This window comes from Phocaeicola sartorii JCM 17136 = DSM 21941, assembly GCF_054653615.1.
Genome location: NZ_BAAIFW010000005.1, coordinates 3,517,533 through 3,533,109 on the forward strand (window position 1 = coordinate 3,517,533; position 15,577 = coordinate 3,533,109).

At 43.6% G+C, this 15,577-nt stretch carries 15 protein-coding genes; 10 read left to right on the forward strand and 5 right to left on the reverse strand.

Going from position 1 to position 15,577, the window contains the following annotated elements; translation table 11 throughout:
* The 3 genes from ACYQ0C_RS15075 to ACYQ0C_RS15085 are packed head-to-tail and all read left to right on the forward strand — an operon-like array spanning position 1 to position 2,547.
* Positions 1-930: an OadG family transporter subunit gene (locus tag ACYQ0C_RS15075; RefSeq protein ID WP_016275767.1), complete on the forward strand. Its 930-nt coding sequence runs from the start codon at positions 1-3 to the stop codon at positions 928-930.
* A 23-nt stretch (positions 931-953) separates the two neighbouring features.
* Positions 954-1,385, forward strand: coding sequence for an acetyl-CoA carboxylase biotin carboxyl carrier protein (locus tag ACYQ0C_RS15080; RefSeq protein ID WP_016275766.1), 432 nt, complete (start codon positions 954-956; stop codon positions 1,383-1,385).
* A 1-nt stretch (position 1,386) separates the two neighbouring features.
* Positions 1,387-2,547: a sodium ion-translocating decarboxylase subunit beta gene (locus ACYQ0C_RS15085; protein ID WP_016275765.1), complete on the forward strand. Its 1,161-nt coding sequence runs from the start codon at positions 1,387-1,389 to the stop codon at positions 2,545-2,547.
* 126 nt (positions 2,548-2,673) lie between these two features.
* On the opposite strand, the gene ACYQ0C_RS15090 is transcribed toward ACYQ0C_RS15085, so the two are convergent.
* Positions 2,674-3,633 (reverse strand): PCMD domain-containing protein, encoded by a 960-nt coding sequence (locus tag ACYQ0C_RS15090; protein ID WP_016275764.1) that lies wholly within the window; start codon positions 3,631-3,633, stop codon positions 2,674-2,676.
* A 125-nt stretch (positions 3,634-3,758) separates the two neighbouring features.
* Positions 3,759-4,256: an SPOR domain-containing protein gene (locus tag ACYQ0C_RS15095; protein ID WP_016275763.1), complete on the reverse strand. Its 498-nt coding sequence runs from the start codon at positions 4,254-4,256 to the stop codon at positions 3,759-3,761.
* A 211-nt stretch (positions 4,257-4,467) separates the two neighbouring features.
* Between ACYQ0C_RS15095 and ACYQ0C_RS15100 the strand changes: the two genes are divergently transcribed.
* The 7 genes from ACYQ0C_RS15100 to ACYQ0C_RS15130 all read left to right on the forward strand — a co-directional run bounded on the left by ACYQ0C_RS15100 (position 4,468) and on the right by ACYQ0C_RS15130 (position 10,429).
* Entirely contained in the window at positions 4,468-4,665 is a 198-nt protein-coding gene (locus tag ACYQ0C_RS15100) for a YtxH domain-containing protein (RefSeq protein WP_016275762.1), read from the forward strand.
* 77 nt (positions 4,666-4,742) lie between these two features.
* Positions 4,743-5,099: a phage holin family protein gene (locus tag ACYQ0C_RS15105; RefSeq protein WP_016275761.1), complete on the forward strand. Its 357-nt coding sequence runs from the start codon at positions 4,743-4,745 to the stop codon at positions 5,097-5,099.
* Between the two features lie 2 nt (positions 5,100-5,101).
* Positions 5,102-5,368, forward strand: a complete 267-nt coding sequence (locus tag ACYQ0C_RS15110; protein WP_016275760.1) for a hypothetical protein — start codon at positions 5,102-5,104, stop codon at positions 5,366-5,368.
* Between the two features lie 29 nt (positions 5,369-5,397).
* Positions 5,398-8,658, forward strand: a complete 3,261-nt coding sequence (locus tag ACYQ0C_RS15115) for a S41 family peptidase (protein ID WP_016275759.1) — start codon at positions 5,398-5,400, stop codon at positions 8,656-8,658.
* 177 nt (positions 8,659-8,835) lie between these two features.
* A complete protein-coding gene (locus ACYQ0C_RS15120; protein WP_128811770.1) occupies positions 8,836-9,018 on the forward strand; it encodes a hypothetical protein in 183 nt (60 codons plus the stop codon).
* Positions 9,015-9,221 carry a hypothetical protein gene (locus tag ACYQ0C_RS15125; protein WP_025076581.1) on the forward strand — a complete coding sequence of 69 codons (207 nt, stop codon included), beginning with the start codon at positions 9,015-9,017 and terminating at the stop codon, positions 9,219-9,221. The genes ACYQ0C_RS15120 and ACYQ0C_RS15125 overlap by 4 nt, the downstream gene beginning before the upstream one ends.
* A 104-nt stretch (positions 9,222-9,325) precedes the next feature.
* Positions 9,326-10,429, forward strand: a complete 1,104-nt coding sequence (locus ACYQ0C_RS15130; protein WP_016275757.1) for a PDDEXK nuclease domain-containing protein — start codon at positions 9,326-9,328, stop codon at positions 10,427-10,429.
* A 661-nt stretch (positions 10,430-11,090) separates the two neighbouring features.
* Here the strand turns inward: ACYQ0C_RS15130 and xylE are convergent.
* Genes xylE through ACYQ0C_RS15145 form a run of 3 tightly spaced genes read right to left on the reverse strand, consistent with a single transcriptional unit; the run spans position 11,091 to position 15,461 of the window.
* Positions 11,091-12,530: a D-xylose transporter XylE gene (gene xylE, locus ACYQ0C_RS15135; protein ID WP_016275756.1), complete on the reverse strand. Its 1,440-nt coding sequence runs from the start codon at positions 12,528-12,530 to the stop codon at positions 11,091-11,093.
* Between the two features lie 50 nt (positions 12,531-12,580).
* A complete protein-coding gene (locus tag ACYQ0C_RS15140) occupies positions 12,581-14,287 on the reverse strand; it encodes a phosphoethanolamine transferase family protein (RefSeq protein ID WP_016275755.1) in 1,707 nt (568 codons plus the stop codon).
* The gene (locus tag ACYQ0C_RS15145) at positions 14,274-15,461 is read right to left on the reverse strand and encodes a BamA/TamA family outer membrane protein (RefSeq protein WP_016275754.1); all 1,188 of its coding nucleotides are present in this window, start codon (positions 15,459-15,461) and stop codon (positions 14,274-14,276) included. Before ACYQ0C_RS15145 ends, ACYQ0C_RS15140 begins: the two co-directional genes overlap by 14 nt.
* Positions 15,462-15,577 lie beyond the last annotated feature (116 nt).

Here is a 15,577-nt window from a genome sequence, read left to right on the forward strand (position 1 = left end):
ATGAAGAATTTAAATATAGGAATATTCCTTTCCTTGCTGCTGATGGTGGGTTTATGTTCTTGTGGAGAACGGAAATCGAACACCAAGCTGGTACTGAATGAAGTGCTGATTGAAAATGAAAGCAATTTTCAGGATGATTACGGAATACACAGCGCATGGATCGAAATATTCAACAGATCATTTGGTAGCGCAGACCTTGCCGGTTGTTTACTGAGAGTGAGCAGCCAGCCTGGCGACACTGCTACTTATTTTATCCCGAAAGGTGATGTGCTGACTTCAGTCAAACCTCGCCAGCACGCTTTATTCTGGGCAGACGGTGAGCCTAACCGTGGTACTTTCCATACTAATTTTACGCTGAATGCCACAACCGATAATTGGATTGGATTGTATGACTCAGGCAAAAAATTATTGGATCAGATAACCGTTCCGGCAGGCACACTGCAAGCAAACCAATCATACGCACGTATCAGCGATGCGGCAGATGAATGGGAAGTGAAAGGTGCCAGTGCAGACAAGTATGTGACTCCGAGCACCAACAACAAGACCATCAACAGTCATGCGAAGATGGAGAAATTCGAAGAGCACGACGGTAATGGTATCGGTATGGCTATCTCTGCCATGAGCGTAGTATTCAGCGGTCTTCTTTTACTTTTTATTCTCTTCAAATGTGTAGGCAAGATATCTGTCAACCTGAGCAAACGTAATGCCATGAAGGTAAAAGGTATCACCGACAAGCAAGAAGCCAAAGAAAAGAAATTGGGTGAGGCTCCGGGCGAAGTATTCGCCGCAATCGCTATGGCTATGCACGAAATGCAAAGCGATGTACACGATGTGGAAGAAACCGTCCTTACCATCACCCGTGTAAAACGCAGTTATTCACCGTGGAGTTCTAAGATTTATACCTTGCGTGAAACTCCCCACAAAAAGTAAGTCACCAATAAAAAGATAAAACGATGAAAGAATATAAATATAAGATCAACGGTAACGTATATAAAGTTGCCATTGGAGATATAGAAGATAATATCGCTCATGTTGAAGTGAACGGTACTCCTTACAAAGTGGAAATGGAAAAAGCTCCGAAAGCTGCCGCTAAACCGGTAGTTCGCCCTGTAGCAAAGACTCCTGCTCCGGCACCGGCTCCGGTAGTGAAACCTGCTGCCGCCTCTACAGGAAAATCGGGTGTCAAATCTCCGTTGCCTGGTGTAATCCTTGATATCAAGGTAAATGTTGGCGATGCCGTAAAGAAAGGACAAACCATCATTATCCTTGAAGCCATGAAGATGGAAAACAACATCAATGCCGACAAAGACGGTAAGATTACCGCTGTCAATGTTAGTAAAGGAGAATCTGTTCTTGAAGGTACTGACCTTGTAATTATTGAATAATATGGGAGATTTTATTACTTTTATTGGAAACAATCTTGCCGATTTCTGGACTTATACGGGATTTGCCAACGCTACTTCCGGGCATATCGCAATGATCCTGATAGGCTTGATATTCATATACTTGGCCATTGCCAAGGAATTTGAGCCGATGTTGCTCATCCCCATCGGTTTCGGTATTTTGATTGGCAATATTCCTTTCAACATGGAAGCCGGACTGAAAGTCGGTATCTATGAGGAAGGTTCTGTACTTAACATTCTGTACCAAGGAGTTACCTCCGGATGGTATCCGCCGCTCATCTTCCTGGGTATCGGTGCAATGACGGACTTCTCGGCATTGATTTCGAACCCCAAGCTGATGCTGATCGGTGCTGCCGCCCAATTTGGTATCTTTGGTGCATACATGACTGCCCTAGCCATCGGTTTCGACCCGATGCAGGCCGGTGCTATCGGCATCATCGGTGGTGCGGACGGTCCTACGGCCATCTTCCTGTCATCCAAGCTGGCACCTAATCTGATGGGGGCAATTGCGGTATCAGCCTATTCGTATATGGCATTGGTACCGGTTATCCAGCCGCCTATCATGCGCCTGCTTACCACCAAGCACGAACGCTTAATCCGTATGAAACCACCGCGTGTTGTTTCTCATACAGAAAAAGTAATGTTCCCTATCATCGGTTTGTTACTTACTTGTTTCCTCGTTCCGTCAGGTTTACCTTTGCTGGGTATGCTATTCTTTGGTAACCTGTTGAAAGAAAGTGGTGTGACACGTCGTTTGGCAGAAACTGCCCGTGGTCCGCTGATTGATACAATCACTATCTTGTTAGGACTGACAGTCGGAGCTTCCACTCAGGCTTCAGAGTTCCTGACCACCGACTCTTTATGGATTTTCGGTTTGGGAGCCTTCTCCTTCATCATTGCAACAGCATCGGGTGTAATCTTCGTGAAGTTGTTTAACTTGGTATTGGGCAAGGATAATAAGATCAATCCACTTATCGGTAATGCCGGTGTATCCGCCGTTCCCGACTCGGCACGTATATCTCAGGTGATCGGTTTGGAATACGATCCTACCAACTACTTGCTGATGCACGCCATGGGTCCGAATGTGGCAGGTGTGATCGGTTCCGCCGTAGCAGCCGGTATTTTGCTTGGATTCTTGATGTAATTTCAATTCATTGAACCATAATAAAAGTAGGAGAAAATAAAAGTAGTTTTCTCCTACTTTTATTTTCTCCTACTCACAATCCCCCACATGCCTTCCGGCACGTGACACAGGAACTTTTCCGGTTACTTAATAAACCAACTTCACATTATCAATCCACATCGTATTTCCGGGAGAACCAATAAAAGCACCACCATGACTGGATGAAAATTGCAGTATCATGTGCGTAGGCGTTTCATCAGCTGCCGCCCATCCTGTTTCTTTAATCAAGACACTCTCCCCTTTACTGTTTCTCGTATAATCTCTCTCTCTCAATCCCATCGTTTCAGGATGATAAGCCGGATGCTTGGTTATATCACCATACAATACTTCATAGGTAGCGTCATTTACCCAACCATCCGAGTCCTTATCATACTTCACCACCATAGTCCCCACTCTCTTCGCCGTAACATTTCCTTCAGCATCCTCCATACGTTTTTGCAGAAAGAAAACAGTTATAGCACAATCCTGTCCTTCCACCTGCCCTTTCTTACTAAAGCCTGTCAGACGGATACGGTTTTTCTCACCCGACATCTTTACCTTATAATCATAACGGACAGCTTTGGGACGTTGAGTAAAAGGAACCCCCCAATTCATATTCTTCTCGGCATTCTTGGTACCGGTTATAGGTTCCAGCATATCCCCCAAATAAATGGATCCGGCCGCCAATACAGTAATATTCACCATCCCCAATACTTTGACACTCTCTATATGCGTTTCCAGACGAGCGCAATATCCATTGTCCCGTTTATCCCTATAAACAGAGTTGTTTGTTTTAACAATCCCCACCACCTTGGCCATCACATTAGAGGTTCCCCACGGAGACCCTCCCATATTCTTGTAAGGTTTGTTTCCATCTATTTCCTTTGTAGGACCTATCTCATAAAGAAGTTTGGTATTGCCACCTATCACACCGGACTCATGAACCTTACGGATTATCCACTGATCCATATCTCCATATTTTATAGGTACCACCTTTTCCTGGGCAAAGCCATACAACGGCGCTACAGCCAAAAGAGCAGCGACCGATAATCTGCCATAATATTTCATACCCTTCGTTTTTATTGTTGTTTAGAACCGACAAAGCTATAAAAAAAAGTGGCAACTTCACAGCTGCCACTTTTAATAAAGAAAAATAGACTATATTTTCTTCTTAATTTACCAAAAAGAAATCATTAATATACTCTATATAGTAACCATGCCTTTTGGAAATCGTCACGGTTAGGATATTTTGCCTTAAACTCCTCTTTAGCCTGAGTAGCCTGTGCACGATCGTCGTATGAAGATGCTATAACACGATACATATTTCTTTCAGCATTATAAACCACCTTGGCACTATAACCCTGACCATCCAAATATTGCTTCAAACCTTCCGCATTCGCTTTCACACCAAAGCTACCGCACACCACACTATATGCTTTCAAGCCGTTACCTGACACCAATTCCACTTTTTCTTCGCGAACCGGACCAGCAACAGGAGCAGTTGTCACGGGAGCAGATACTACCGGAGCAGCTTCAACCGGAGTTGCTTCAACCTGGTCGGCAGGAGCTTCGGCCAATTCCTGTTGTTTTGCCTTTTCGTATGCCTTCTTGTAAGCGCTTTCGCTAGATTTACATGAGGAAAATGCCAAGGCTACGCACAATCCCATACCCAACACAACTAATTTTTTCATGATTACTCAGTCTTTTATAAATTAATACTCTAGTTTAATTCCATTATATTGGTGCAAAAGTAGCAATATATCAACAGCTTTCGCATCAAGGACGGGGTTAAATTTAGTTAATCGGAGAAGAATCTCCTATTTCTATTCAAAAATAGACAAAATAAACAACAACATTCAGTTTTATTTGTTAGATTTGTAAGGTACAAAAAACAAAAAAACTATGAAAGGATTAAGTATTTTAGCTGCATTCCTGGGCGGAGCCGTAGTTGGTGCAGCAGCAGGTATTTTATTTGCTCCTGAAAGCGGAGAAGACACTCGTAGCAAGATTGCTGATGCTTTACGCAAAAGAGGTATCAAACTAAGTCGCACAGAAATGGAAAATCTGGTCGATGAAATTGCAGCCGAGGTAAAAGAATAAGCAACCCCACAAAAGTGTATTGTCATTCCGGACCTAAAATCCAGAATGACAATAATTTTTAAACCAAAACTCCATGTATGTTTGCAAACGATGAAAATATAGATAACCTGCAACAACTTCTGGCAGAACTTAAAAAGTACGCCGAGTTACAAAAGGATTATGTAAAGCTCCATTTGGTAGAAAAACTGACCATACTGATATCAACCCTCATTCTCGTCTTTATATTATTGATATTAGGCATCATCGCTCTTTTCTACCTGTCATTCACATTGGCCTATGTGCTCGAACCTCATGTGGGTGGGCTTATGGCCAGTTATGGAATCATAACCGGATGCATTATTCTGCTGATTCTATTAATCGTTTTATTCCGCAAACGGCTGATTGTCCAGCCCATGGTAAATTTCCTTGCCAACCTGCTTTTAAATGACAACTGATTATGAAAGAGAATACTCCTGATAAAACATCCATCATCACTTTGGAAGTGATAGCACAACGAAAAGCTGAGAAGTTGGAAGAAGTACAGCAAGCTAAAAAAGAAATGGCGCAAACCATCCATGAGCTTTTTGCACCTGTAGAACAAAAAGGGGGAGTAGAAGGCATTATGCAACATATCAATACCGGAATCGCCGTTTATGACGGCGTGCGGACCGGTATCAAGATCATGCAAAGAATCAGAGGATATTTCCAGAAAAAAAAGAAATAAATTAGTATTAACCACAACATTTTATCTACATGAAAAGACAGCTACTAGGTGTGGCAGCAATTTTGTTGTCAATTTCTACGTATGCACAGGACAATCCATTATGGATGCGTTATTGTGCCATCTCGCCGGATGGAACCACCATCGCATTCACCTATAAAGGTGATATCTACACAGTACCCGCCACAGGCGGCAGGGCCAGTCAGATCACGACCAACCCTGCCCACGACACCAAACCCATCTGGAGTCCTGACGGAAAAAAGATTGCTTTCGCATCAGACCGCATGGGAAGCATGGATATCTTTGAAGTAAATAAAGAAGGGGGGATTCCCAAAAGATTAACCACCCATTCGGGTAATGAGACACCGGTGGCTTATAAAGATGCCGGCCACATTCTGTTTCTAGCCAATATCATGCCGGCTGCTGAAGACGCACAGTTCCCTTCCGGGCAATTTCAACAAGTCTATGAAATAAGTACCGAAGGCGGACGCCCTGCCCTTTTCTCTTCCATGCCGATGGAAGATATCAGTATCAATCACACAGGCAATACATTGCTTTACCAGGACAAAAAAGGATACGAGGATCCTTGGCGCAAGCATCACACTTCATCCATCACCCGCGATATCTGGCTGTGCTCTCTGGACGGAGACCGCACTTATCGCAAGCAAACTGTTTTCAATGGGGAGGACCGCACCCCCGTCTGGGCTTCGGATGACAAGTCGTTCTACTATTTGAGCGAAGAAAAAGGCTCGTTCAATGTTTTCAAACGCGACATTGACGGTAACACATCCAAACAGATCACCCATCACACCAAACATCCGGTACGTTTCCTAAGTGCTTCCTCCAATGGAACATTATGCTATGGATATGATGGCGAAATCTACACAGTAAAAGAAGGGGCAACCCCGCAAAGAGTCCAGGTTTCCATTGTCACCGACAAGAATGACAAGGATCTCGTACGCCAGATCAGGCGGAACGGAGCAACAGAAATATCCCTTTCACCCGATGCAAAGGAAATTGCCTTCGTACTCCGCGGAGATGTATATGTCACCTCAACAGAATACAGCACGACCAAACAAATCACCAATACTCCGCAACAAGAACGCGACATTCACTTCTCTCCGGACGGAAGAAGCATTGTTTACGCTTCCGAAAGAAACGGATTATGGCAGATTTATCAGGCCAGTTTAGCCAAAAAGGAAGAAAAGCAGTTCGCTTACGCAACCGATATCAAAGAGGAAAAGCTGACTCATTCAGATATCACCTCATTCCAGCCTCAATACAGTCCCGATGGAAAAGAGGTGGCCTTCCTGGAAAACCGTACTACCATCCGTGTACTGAATCTGAAATCAAAAACTGTACGAACCGTGATGGACGGCAACTATGAATATTCATACAGCGACGGTGACCAGTGGTATCAATGGAGTCCGGACAGCAAATGGATTCTTACCAACTATATAGGCATTGGCGGATGGAACAACAAGGATGTTGCACTGGTCAACGCATCCGGCAACGGTGAAATTCATAATCTGACCGAAAGTGGATACAGTGACGGCAATGCCAAATGGGTATTGGACGGAAAAGCCATGATTTGGGAAAGTGACCGCGCAGGATTCCGCAGCCACGGAAGCTGGGGCGCTGAAGCGGATATCTATATCATGTTCTTTGACCTGGACGCATACGACCGTTTCAGAATGAGCAAGGAAGATCTTGCCTTACTGGAAGACTCGGAAAAGAAAGACAAAGAGAAGAGCGAAGAGAAAGAGAAGGCTGATCATAAAAAAGATAAAAAGAAAGACTCCAAGAAAGAGGATGACAAGAAAGAAGTAAAACCACTGGTCTTTGATCTTGAAAACAGCCGCGACCGTGTGATTCGTCTAACGGTTAATTCTTCGCGGTTGGGAGATGCTGTATTAACTCCGAAGGGTGACAAACTATATTATCAGGCAGCCTTTGAAAGCAGATACGATTTGTGGGAACACGATCTTAAAGAGAACAAGACCAAAATCGTCCTGAAAAGAGTCGGCGGCGGAGCCTTGCTTCCCGACAAGAAAGGCGAGAATCTGTTCCTTTGCAGCCAAGGTGGTATCAAAAAAGTCACTGTAGGCGGCGGTGAGACCAAGCCTGTAGAATTCGAAGCCTTCTTCGACTATCAGCCATACGGCGAGCGCGAATATATCTTTAACCACGTGTGGCAACAAGTAGAAGACAAATTCTATGTAAAGGACCTGCACGGAGTGGACTGGAAAGGTTATCGCGAAGCATACGCACGCTTCCTTCCATACATCAACAACAACTATGACTTCCAGGAAATGCTGAGCGAAATGCTGGGCGAATTGAACGGCTCACACACCGGAGCACGTTATTATTCAAACGGTCCTGCACTATCCACAGCGGCTCTAGGTGCATTCTATGACGAAACATACGATGGTGACGGACTAAAAATCAAAGAAATATTGGCCAAAGGTCCGTTTGCCGTGAAAAAGACCGATGTCACTCCCGGTTGCATCATCGAAAAGATTGATGGCAAACCCATCGTGAAAGGACAGGACTACTTCCCGCTGCTGGAAGGCAAAGCCGGAAGAAAAGTGTTACTGGGCATGTATAATCCGGCTACCGGCAAACGTTTTGATATCACCATCAAAGCTATCAGCACAGGTGAACAAAGCAACTTACTGTACAAACGTTGGGTAGAACGTTGCCGCAACATAGTCGACAAGTCATCCAATGGCCGCATAGGCTATGTACATGTAAAAGGCATGGACAGCCAAAGTTTCCGCGAAGTATATAGCGAAGTATTGGGACGCTGCCGCAACAAGGAAGCGATCATTGTAGATACCCGTCACAACGGCGGCGGCTGGTTGCACGATGATTTGGCCACTTTATTAAGCGGCAAGGAATATCAGCGTTTCGTCCCACGCGGACAATACATAGGCAGCGACCCGTTCAACAAATGGCTCAAGCCATCCTGCGTATTGGTATGCGAGGACAATTACAGTAACGCACATGGTTTCCCATGGGTTTACAAGGAATTAAAGATAGGCAAACTGATTGGCGCTCCGGTTCCGGGCACAATGACTGCCGTATGGTGGGAAAACCAAATAGATCCGAGCATTGTGTTCGGCATCCCTCAAGTGGGCTGTATGGACATGCGCGGACAATATGCTGAGAACCATCAGCTTTCACCGGACATAGAGGTCTACAACGCTCCGGAAAAAGCACTGAAGGGTGAAGACCAGCAGCTGGAGGCAGCCGTACAGGAAATGCTGAAAACGGTGGGAGAAAAGAAATAGGACTCTCTCCTCCTGATAAAAAGAAAAGGGTGTCAAAACGCAACCTTTGAAGAAAAGGACTTTCCAGCTGAGACTTGACACCCTTTATCAACCATAAAAAGAGCCGTATCAACTCTACTTCCGAGTAATGATACGGCTCTTTTCTATTGACCGGTTACCATCCGTAACTTTTTCAGCATGCTCATTTTTACATTATTCCCTGCTTTCCAGCCTCAACCCACTCAGACACGCATGCAAGTTAACGCCACATCCCGGTATGAAAAACACCACTTCCGGCAAGGGTTGGAAATGCGTACAGCGTTCGGTGGAAATGTGTACAGCAGGCGTTGGAACACCGTCCAACAGTCGCTGGACGGTTGAAAGAAAAAGCCTCATGCGATATTCTTTCAAGTTGTTTCCGGCATCGCATCAGCTTATCTTGCCCTTTCTTTCCAGAGGCGCGTCATATCTTCCAAGGTCTTTCCTTTTGTTTCATCAAGGAGAAGGTGAAACTGATTGTTGCCGACGAGCTGGAGCGCATCGCCAACGACGAGAACCGGAAGCATCTGTTGCAGCAGAAATAATATATATCTGTTTATAAATATGTGCCGGCGAAAAGAGAAAAAAGCCTTTATTTTCTTTTCGCCAGCATTATTTTTGTACTTTTGTTGCATATAATATAGCGCAAATGGATATAAATCAGAATTATAGAGAAGCAGTAAAGATCATAAAAGAGGCTATTCTACGCAGCCAGTACCGTGCAGCCGCATCGGTGAACAAGGAACAGCTATCTCTTTATTATGGCATCGGACGTTACGTGTCGGAAAATTCTCGTACAGGCTTTTGGGGAAAAGGTGCAATTGAACAAATATCTTCTCTGTTGCAAAAAGAATTGCCGGGGCTAAGGGGATTCTCAGCAACAAGCATAAGAAATATGCGTATTTTTTACGAGGAGTGGGATAAGGTTTTAAATCATCAGCCAACGGCTGATGATTTGGTGTTGAATGAAAAATTGCTTCTTATAGAAATTCATCAGCCAGTGGCTGATGAATTCAATTGGGCTGATTTCCTTTCAATCGGTTTTAGTCATCATACCGAAATAATATCCAAAGCTAAGACTTTGGAAGCAAGGCTATTTTATATACATGAGTGCGCTACTCGCTATTGGAGTAAATACACTTTAAGGGATTATTTAAAAGCAGACCTCTACAGCCATCGGGGAACTTTACCTAACAATTTCGCACAAACATTGCCTGATACTAAGCAAGCTCTAAAAGCTGTTTGTTCATTTAAAGATGAATACTTGCTTGATTTCATCAATGTGGAGGAACTGAATGAGCAGGAAGAGGATTTAAACGAAAAGATAGTAGAAAAGGCGATTGTTGCCAACGTAAAGAAGTTCATTATGACCTTTGGGCAAGATTTCAGTTTTATAGGCAATCAATATCGCATGGAGGTTGCAGGAGAAGAAATGTTCATTGATTTGCTCTTTTTCAATCGGGAGCTTAATTCCTTAGTCGCAGTCGAATTGAAATCCGGGAAATTCCGTACATCTTATTTGGGGCAGTTGAATACTTATCTATCCGCCTTAGATACATATATCAGAAAGCCGCACGAAAATCCCTCTATCGGCATAATCCTTTGCAGGGAAATGAATCAAACCTTTGTAGAGTTTGCTGTTCGTGATTATAACAAACCGATGGGGGTTGCTACATACCGTGCTTCTAAAGATATGCCGGAACGACTTCGTAACGCTCTGCCAGACATTGAGGATTTGAAAAAGCTATTGTAAGGTAAAAGCCTTGTTTTTTGGCAGGTAATTGCCTTTTGTTATCTTTGCATAAGAAGCCCACCACTAAGCGAATTTCTTCGTTTTTTTTGTTACTATTTTGTTACCCACTGTTAGTAATATGCGGGCTTCTTCTTTGATAATCAAAACAATACACCAGTCAATATATAATATGTGGCAAAACAACACCTAATTTGAGCAAATTTCGCCTTTTGAGCAATTATCCGAATGTCACTTTTCTTCTGCTGCCACAGAAAAGAAGGCAGAATGGCTGACCGCTCATGAAGATTTTCAATTATCAGAAGGAACACACACGTTATAAATTATAAATCAACAAGATAAATTAACCAAGACAAATTCTCCGCAAACTAAACATTCCCTCAAATGCCAGCAGAAAAGGTACTTTGTATCACATGATAAAGTTGGAATAATTTATTTTTGAGCACCCATTAGTGAGGGCAATGCCCTCACTAACACCGATGCTACCACCACTAATAAGCAGTTCATTATAAACAAGTTAAAGCAAAAGTGAGGGCATGAGGGCATTTTTGCGTCCAACTTTCTATTGATACGCCAAATTCAAAGCTTAAATGCCAAAGCTGTGATAAGACGAAACCTGTCACAGAATTTGAGTGGCGCCCGGTAAGGGGGGCATCGCATCAGCTTATCTTGCCCTTTCTTTCCAGAGGCGCGTCATATCTTCCAAGGTCTTTCCTTTTGTTTCAGGAACCATCTTCCACACAAACAGAGCTGCAAGCACACAGATCACACCATAAAGCCCGTAGGCAAACACCGGACTGAACTCGTACATGGCAGGGAAAGTGGAAGAAACCAGATAGTTGAATATCCACTGGAAAGCTACAGCGATAGCCACTGCCTTGCCACGAATGGTATTCGGGAATATTTCTGCAATCAGTACCCAGCAGATAGGTCCCCAGGACATCATGAAGAATGCGGCGTAAACAATGATGGACAGAACGGGAAGAATCCCTCCCACCTGGAACTCATCACAGAAGGCAACACTGAACGCACCTACCGCCATGCCGATGGAACCGACTATCAACAAAGGCTTACGGCCCATCTTTTCTACCGTGAATATGGCAATCAGCGTAAAGAGGATATTGACCACACCCATTACCACAGTCTGCATCATACCATCGCCACCGCCACCAATTTTTTCAAAAATACGCGGAGCGTAATAAAGCACCGCATTAATACCGATAGCTTGTTGGAATACGGAAAGCAAGATACCGACTACGATAACTGTCAGCCCGTATGTAAGCAGTTTCTCTGTTTTCTCGGAAGTCACCGCCTTTATCTCAGACAGAATCGTCTTCGCCTTATCCGTTCCATTCACCTTTTCGAGCACGGCAAACGCTTTATCATCCTGATGGGTCATAGCCAAATAACGCGGAGTCTCAGGAACCAAAAACAATAATATGCCAAATAATGCAGCCGGAACCGCTTCGGAAACGAACATATATCTCCAGCCGTCGGAAACAAGCACCTCATCCGGCATGCCATCTTTAATCATATAATTCACAAAATAGACTACCAACATGCCAAAGATAATAGCAAACTGGTTGCATGAAACCAATTTACCACGGATCTCGGAAGGGGCTATTTCGGCAATGTACATCGGACAAACAGCCGAGGCAAGTCCTACACCGATACCTCCGATGATACGATAAAAGTTAAAAGCAAGGATCAATGCAAACGAAGTATCTCCTTTCGGGAAAAATAAAAATTCGGGATAATAAGACCCTAAAGCGGACAGAAAGAACAATAAAGCAGCCAGACGCAACGAATTACGACGTCCTAACCCCGAAGCAAAATAACCGGAAAAAGCACTACCAATGACACAGCCTATCAATGCGCTGGAAGCGGTCACACCATGCCAGAAAGCATCTAATCCCATGTGTTTTTGCAGAGCCTGCTCCGCTCCCGAAATAACAGCCGTATCATAACCGAAAAGTAAACCACCGAGAATGGCTATAAACACCACTCCCATCAGATAGAAATTGTTTTTCTTGTTTTCCATAATAAAAGAATTATAACAGTTTTCGTAATAAATACAATAACAAAGATGTGCGAAATTAATCATTAATACGTAATCCTATTATAATTCTCCGACCATTTTAAATCTTTTTCACATCAAGGGAAAGCAAGGTTATTTCGTCTGAACTGTTCTATGTCTTCCTTTTTTAATCCTATCTTATCCAATGACTTAGGAAGATTATGATCATTAAGATAATAACGCGGACGAATGAGATATTGTATGTTTGCCACCGACAGGCTGTCTGCCCTATAAGGCGTCTGTATCCCTGCCAAATTCAGCATGGTATGAAATACGGAAGCATTTCCCGCCACTGGTTTTTCATGATTCTGCAATATGGCTTCGTGTACTTCCACATTCTCCTCTCTATAGGCTTTGGACAGCCAAATCAGAAATGGCACATGCAGCTGATAATATGACGGCACCGGGGAAGCATGTAAAAATAGTTTCCTATCATCATCAAAAATATCCTCTCCATGATCCGAAGTATAAAGCATAGCCGAAAGAGTGTTTGTCTTCTGCAACAAAGTGATCAAAGAAGCCAGAAAACCATCGGTATAACGAATGGTGTTATCGTATGCGTTCATCAAATACTCTTTGTTCTCATATTTGGCGTCTGTCAGATGATCCGGTTTAAAGACAGACATGGATTCGGGATAGCGTTCTTTGTAATTAAAATGTGATCCATAGGCATGCAGCACGATAAACAATTTTTGATGGCCTGCCTTCAGTTCCTTTTCTACCAGGACCAATAGTTCGTCATCCGAAATATTGGCTCCCTCCGGAGCGTCTTTCTTGATAAACTTCCAGTCAGCTGCCTCCATTCCCAGAAAATCAATAAAAGAATGATTGGGAAGCTGGTTCGAAAAAAATGCGGTATGAAATCCTGCCTCCTTGAAAGCGGTAATGATTCCTTTCTGTCTATAAAGACAGTCATAGTCTTCTGCCGAAGCTGCCGAAAGCAGCATGGGCACACTTTTATGGGTGGTATTAGACTGGGTAAGCACATCGGTGAAAGTTATCAGCCCCTCCGTTTTATCAAGTAACGGAGTCGTGTTTCTTTCATAGCCATAAAGTCCGAAATTACAGGCACGGGCTGTCTCCCCTATCACCAGTACATAAACTTCCGGATTATTTTTATCATGTACAGCCCTGGCATTGAAGGTGAAATCCTTTGAAGTTTCCGCATATCCGGCAGTTTCGCCCGCACGTTCTGCAGCCAATACTAAATTATAGCACACATTAACCGGATACATTTCAATCTTTACCTGATAATCGCGCTGTGTCGCATAGCAGATGACAGTCAATAACATTCCCGCTGCAACGCCGGTCAAGGCATATTTACGTTGACGGCGGATAAAAGAATATTCCAGCGAATTGCTTCGGGCCCATGAGAAACCTCCCAAGGCCAAAGCAGGGATATAAACAACAAAAACGCCAATTACAGCCGGCAGCAAATTATCCAACAGCTCCATCGCCTCTCCGGAATTAGTGGTTGTCAAATTCAGGAACATATCTACCGCAATGATAGAACGCCCGAACAAGTATAGCAATACCAATTGGAATGCCGCAAAGAAAACAAACGGAAACAAGATCCAGATCGTCTTTCCGGGTTTACGCCCCCATGTCATGATCCACCCATAAACCGACACCGGCAGAACGACATTACAAATACGTGCCAAAAGTGTCATTTGCTGTTCTGTAAAAAACAATGCCACATTGGGAATGGCCAAGACAACAATGAACCATACGAACAATCGTTGTGGCTCACAACACCACTGAATAAATTCTTTAAAATGCTTCATTTATATTAAAGATAAAACCAGACTGTCCATTTTTACCAAATCCATAGTCCAGACGAACATTCACATTCTTTTTAAACTCCCAACGATAACCTATTCCATAATTAGGCAACACGCTGTCCATACGCAGAGCACTGAACTTATGGAACACAGTTCCGGCCCCTATCCAAACCACAACGCCATTACGTTTCCATACATGCTGACGCAATTCCACCTGCCCCTCCATTTTATGCTTGTCACGATAACGCCCCTCGTAATAACCACGCATGGAATACGAGTTTCCCAACAGCGCCATCATGGCCCACGACGGATGGCCGAAGTTAAAAGTACCGCGGAGTTCTCCTGCCAACAATCCCCCTTCCCATACCGGATGATAATAACTGGTACGCAAATCCGTAGTACTGAAGGCATAATCGTTTCCTAGAAACCTGGGACGGAAACACTGGGTTAGATTCAAATAATATCCCTTATGGGGATTAGTCAGCACATCGCGCGAATCATACGCCAAAGAAAAGCCCACTCCATAATTAGCGGTAGTAAGATCCATACCTTCCAGTAATTCGGGGCGTTCCATATTCTTGCCATGCACATAATCATAAGCCGCCATAGGGCCTATATATAAATTATCCGCTATCCGAAACAGGAAACTGGCTTTGATTTGTGCCTGCCAGCGATCCAAATCGGATTCATTGGCATCCACATTACCCCTATCATAGCCTATTCCCCAAAACTTGGAAGGAAAGGAATAAAAATAAAGGGTATAATCCAGCCGGTATTTGTCCTGTGGAAAGATATGAGTTCCGCGCACTCCCAGCATATAGAAACCAACAGTGGAAACATCTCCAAATAAAGATACATTAGACGGAGGAAGAAGCATGTCGCTTCTGTCGGCACGATAAAGCCCCGCCGCCACCAGTCCAAGCCCCAGTTTGGTATCCGTACTGTAATGCGGTCCGCCAATAATACTGAAATCAAACTTCTTATGATTCTTATTTTTATTAGCGTCATTAAAATAGTCCAGAAACTTTTTGAAAAAAGTCTTTTTCTGTACCATGCTGTCTTTGTGTTGCGTTGTCGTATCTTCAGGCAAATAAAACAGACCACCCTCTTGTGGAACTGCCAAAGTCACATCTGCCATGCATATAAAGATTACGATCAAAAATGATATTTTCTTCATTGTAATCTATTCTTTTTTCTACTGTAAAGAAAGCCTTTGCAGTAAACATAAACTGATAAAAACAAATAAAGCAGATCTGGATACAAAGATAACCAAACCTGCTTTATTGTGACTTT

What these genes read in the sequence shown, in the direction of transcription:
- ACYQ0C_RS15105 (WP_016275761.1), top strand. Translation starts at nt 4,743, where the DNA reads ATGTTTGCAAACGATGAAAATATAGATAACCTGCAACAACTTCTGGCA.
- ACYQ0C_RS15140 (WP_016275755.1), bottom strand. Translation starts at nt 14,287, where the DNA reads ATGAAGCATTTTAAAGAATTTATTCAGTGGTGTTGTGAGCCACAACGA.
- ACYQ0C_RS15120 (WP_128811770.1), top strand. Translation starts at nt 8,836, where the DNA reads ATGCTCATTTTTACATTATTCCCTGCTTTCCAGCCTCAACCCACTCAG.
- ACYQ0C_RS15075 (WP_016275767.1), top strand. Translation starts at nt 1, where the DNA reads ATGAAGAATTTAAATATAGGAATATTCCTTTCCTTGCTGCTGATGGTG.
- ACYQ0C_RS15115 (WP_016275759.1), top strand. Translation starts at nt 5,398, where the DNA reads ATGAAAAGACAGCTACTAGGTGTGGCAGCAATTTTGTTGTCAATTTCT.
- ACYQ0C_RS15085 (WP_016275765.1), top strand. Translation starts at nt 1,387, where the DNA reads ATGGGAGATTTTATTACTTTTATTGGAAACAATCTTGCCGATTTCTGG.
- ACYQ0C_RS15095 (WP_016275763.1), bottom strand. Translation starts at nt 4,256, where the DNA reads ATGAAAAAATTAGTTGTGTTGGGTATGGGATTGTGCGTAGCCTTGGCA.
- ACYQ0C_RS15080 (WP_016275766.1), top strand. Translation starts at nt 954, where the DNA reads ATGAAAGAATATAAATATAAGATCAACGGTAACGTATATAAAGTTGCC.
- xylE (WP_016275756.1), bottom strand. Translation starts at nt 12,530, where the DNA reads ATGATTAATTTCGCACATCTTTGTTATTGTATTTATTACGAAAACTGT.
- ACYQ0C_RS15130 (WP_016275757.1), top strand. Translation starts at nt 9,326, where the DNA reads ATGGATATAAATCAGAATTATAGAGAAGCAGTAAAGATCATAAAAGAG.
- ACYQ0C_RS15145 (WP_016275754.1), bottom strand. Translation starts at nt 15,461, where the DNA reads ATGAAGAAAATATCATTTTTGATCGTAATCTTTATATGCATGGCAGAT.
- ACYQ0C_RS15110 (WP_016275760.1), top strand. Translation starts at nt 5,102, where the DNA reads ATGAAAGAGAATACTCCTGATAAAACATCCATCATCACTTTGGAAGTG.
- ACYQ0C_RS15090 (WP_016275764.1), bottom strand. Translation starts at nt 3,633, where the DNA reads ATGAAATATTATGGCAGATTATCGGTCGCTGCTCTTTTGGCTGTAGCG.
- ACYQ0C_RS15100 (WP_016275762.1), top strand. Translation starts at nt 4,468, where the DNA reads ATGAAAGGATTAAGTATTTTAGCTGCATTCCTGGGCGGAGCCGTAGTT.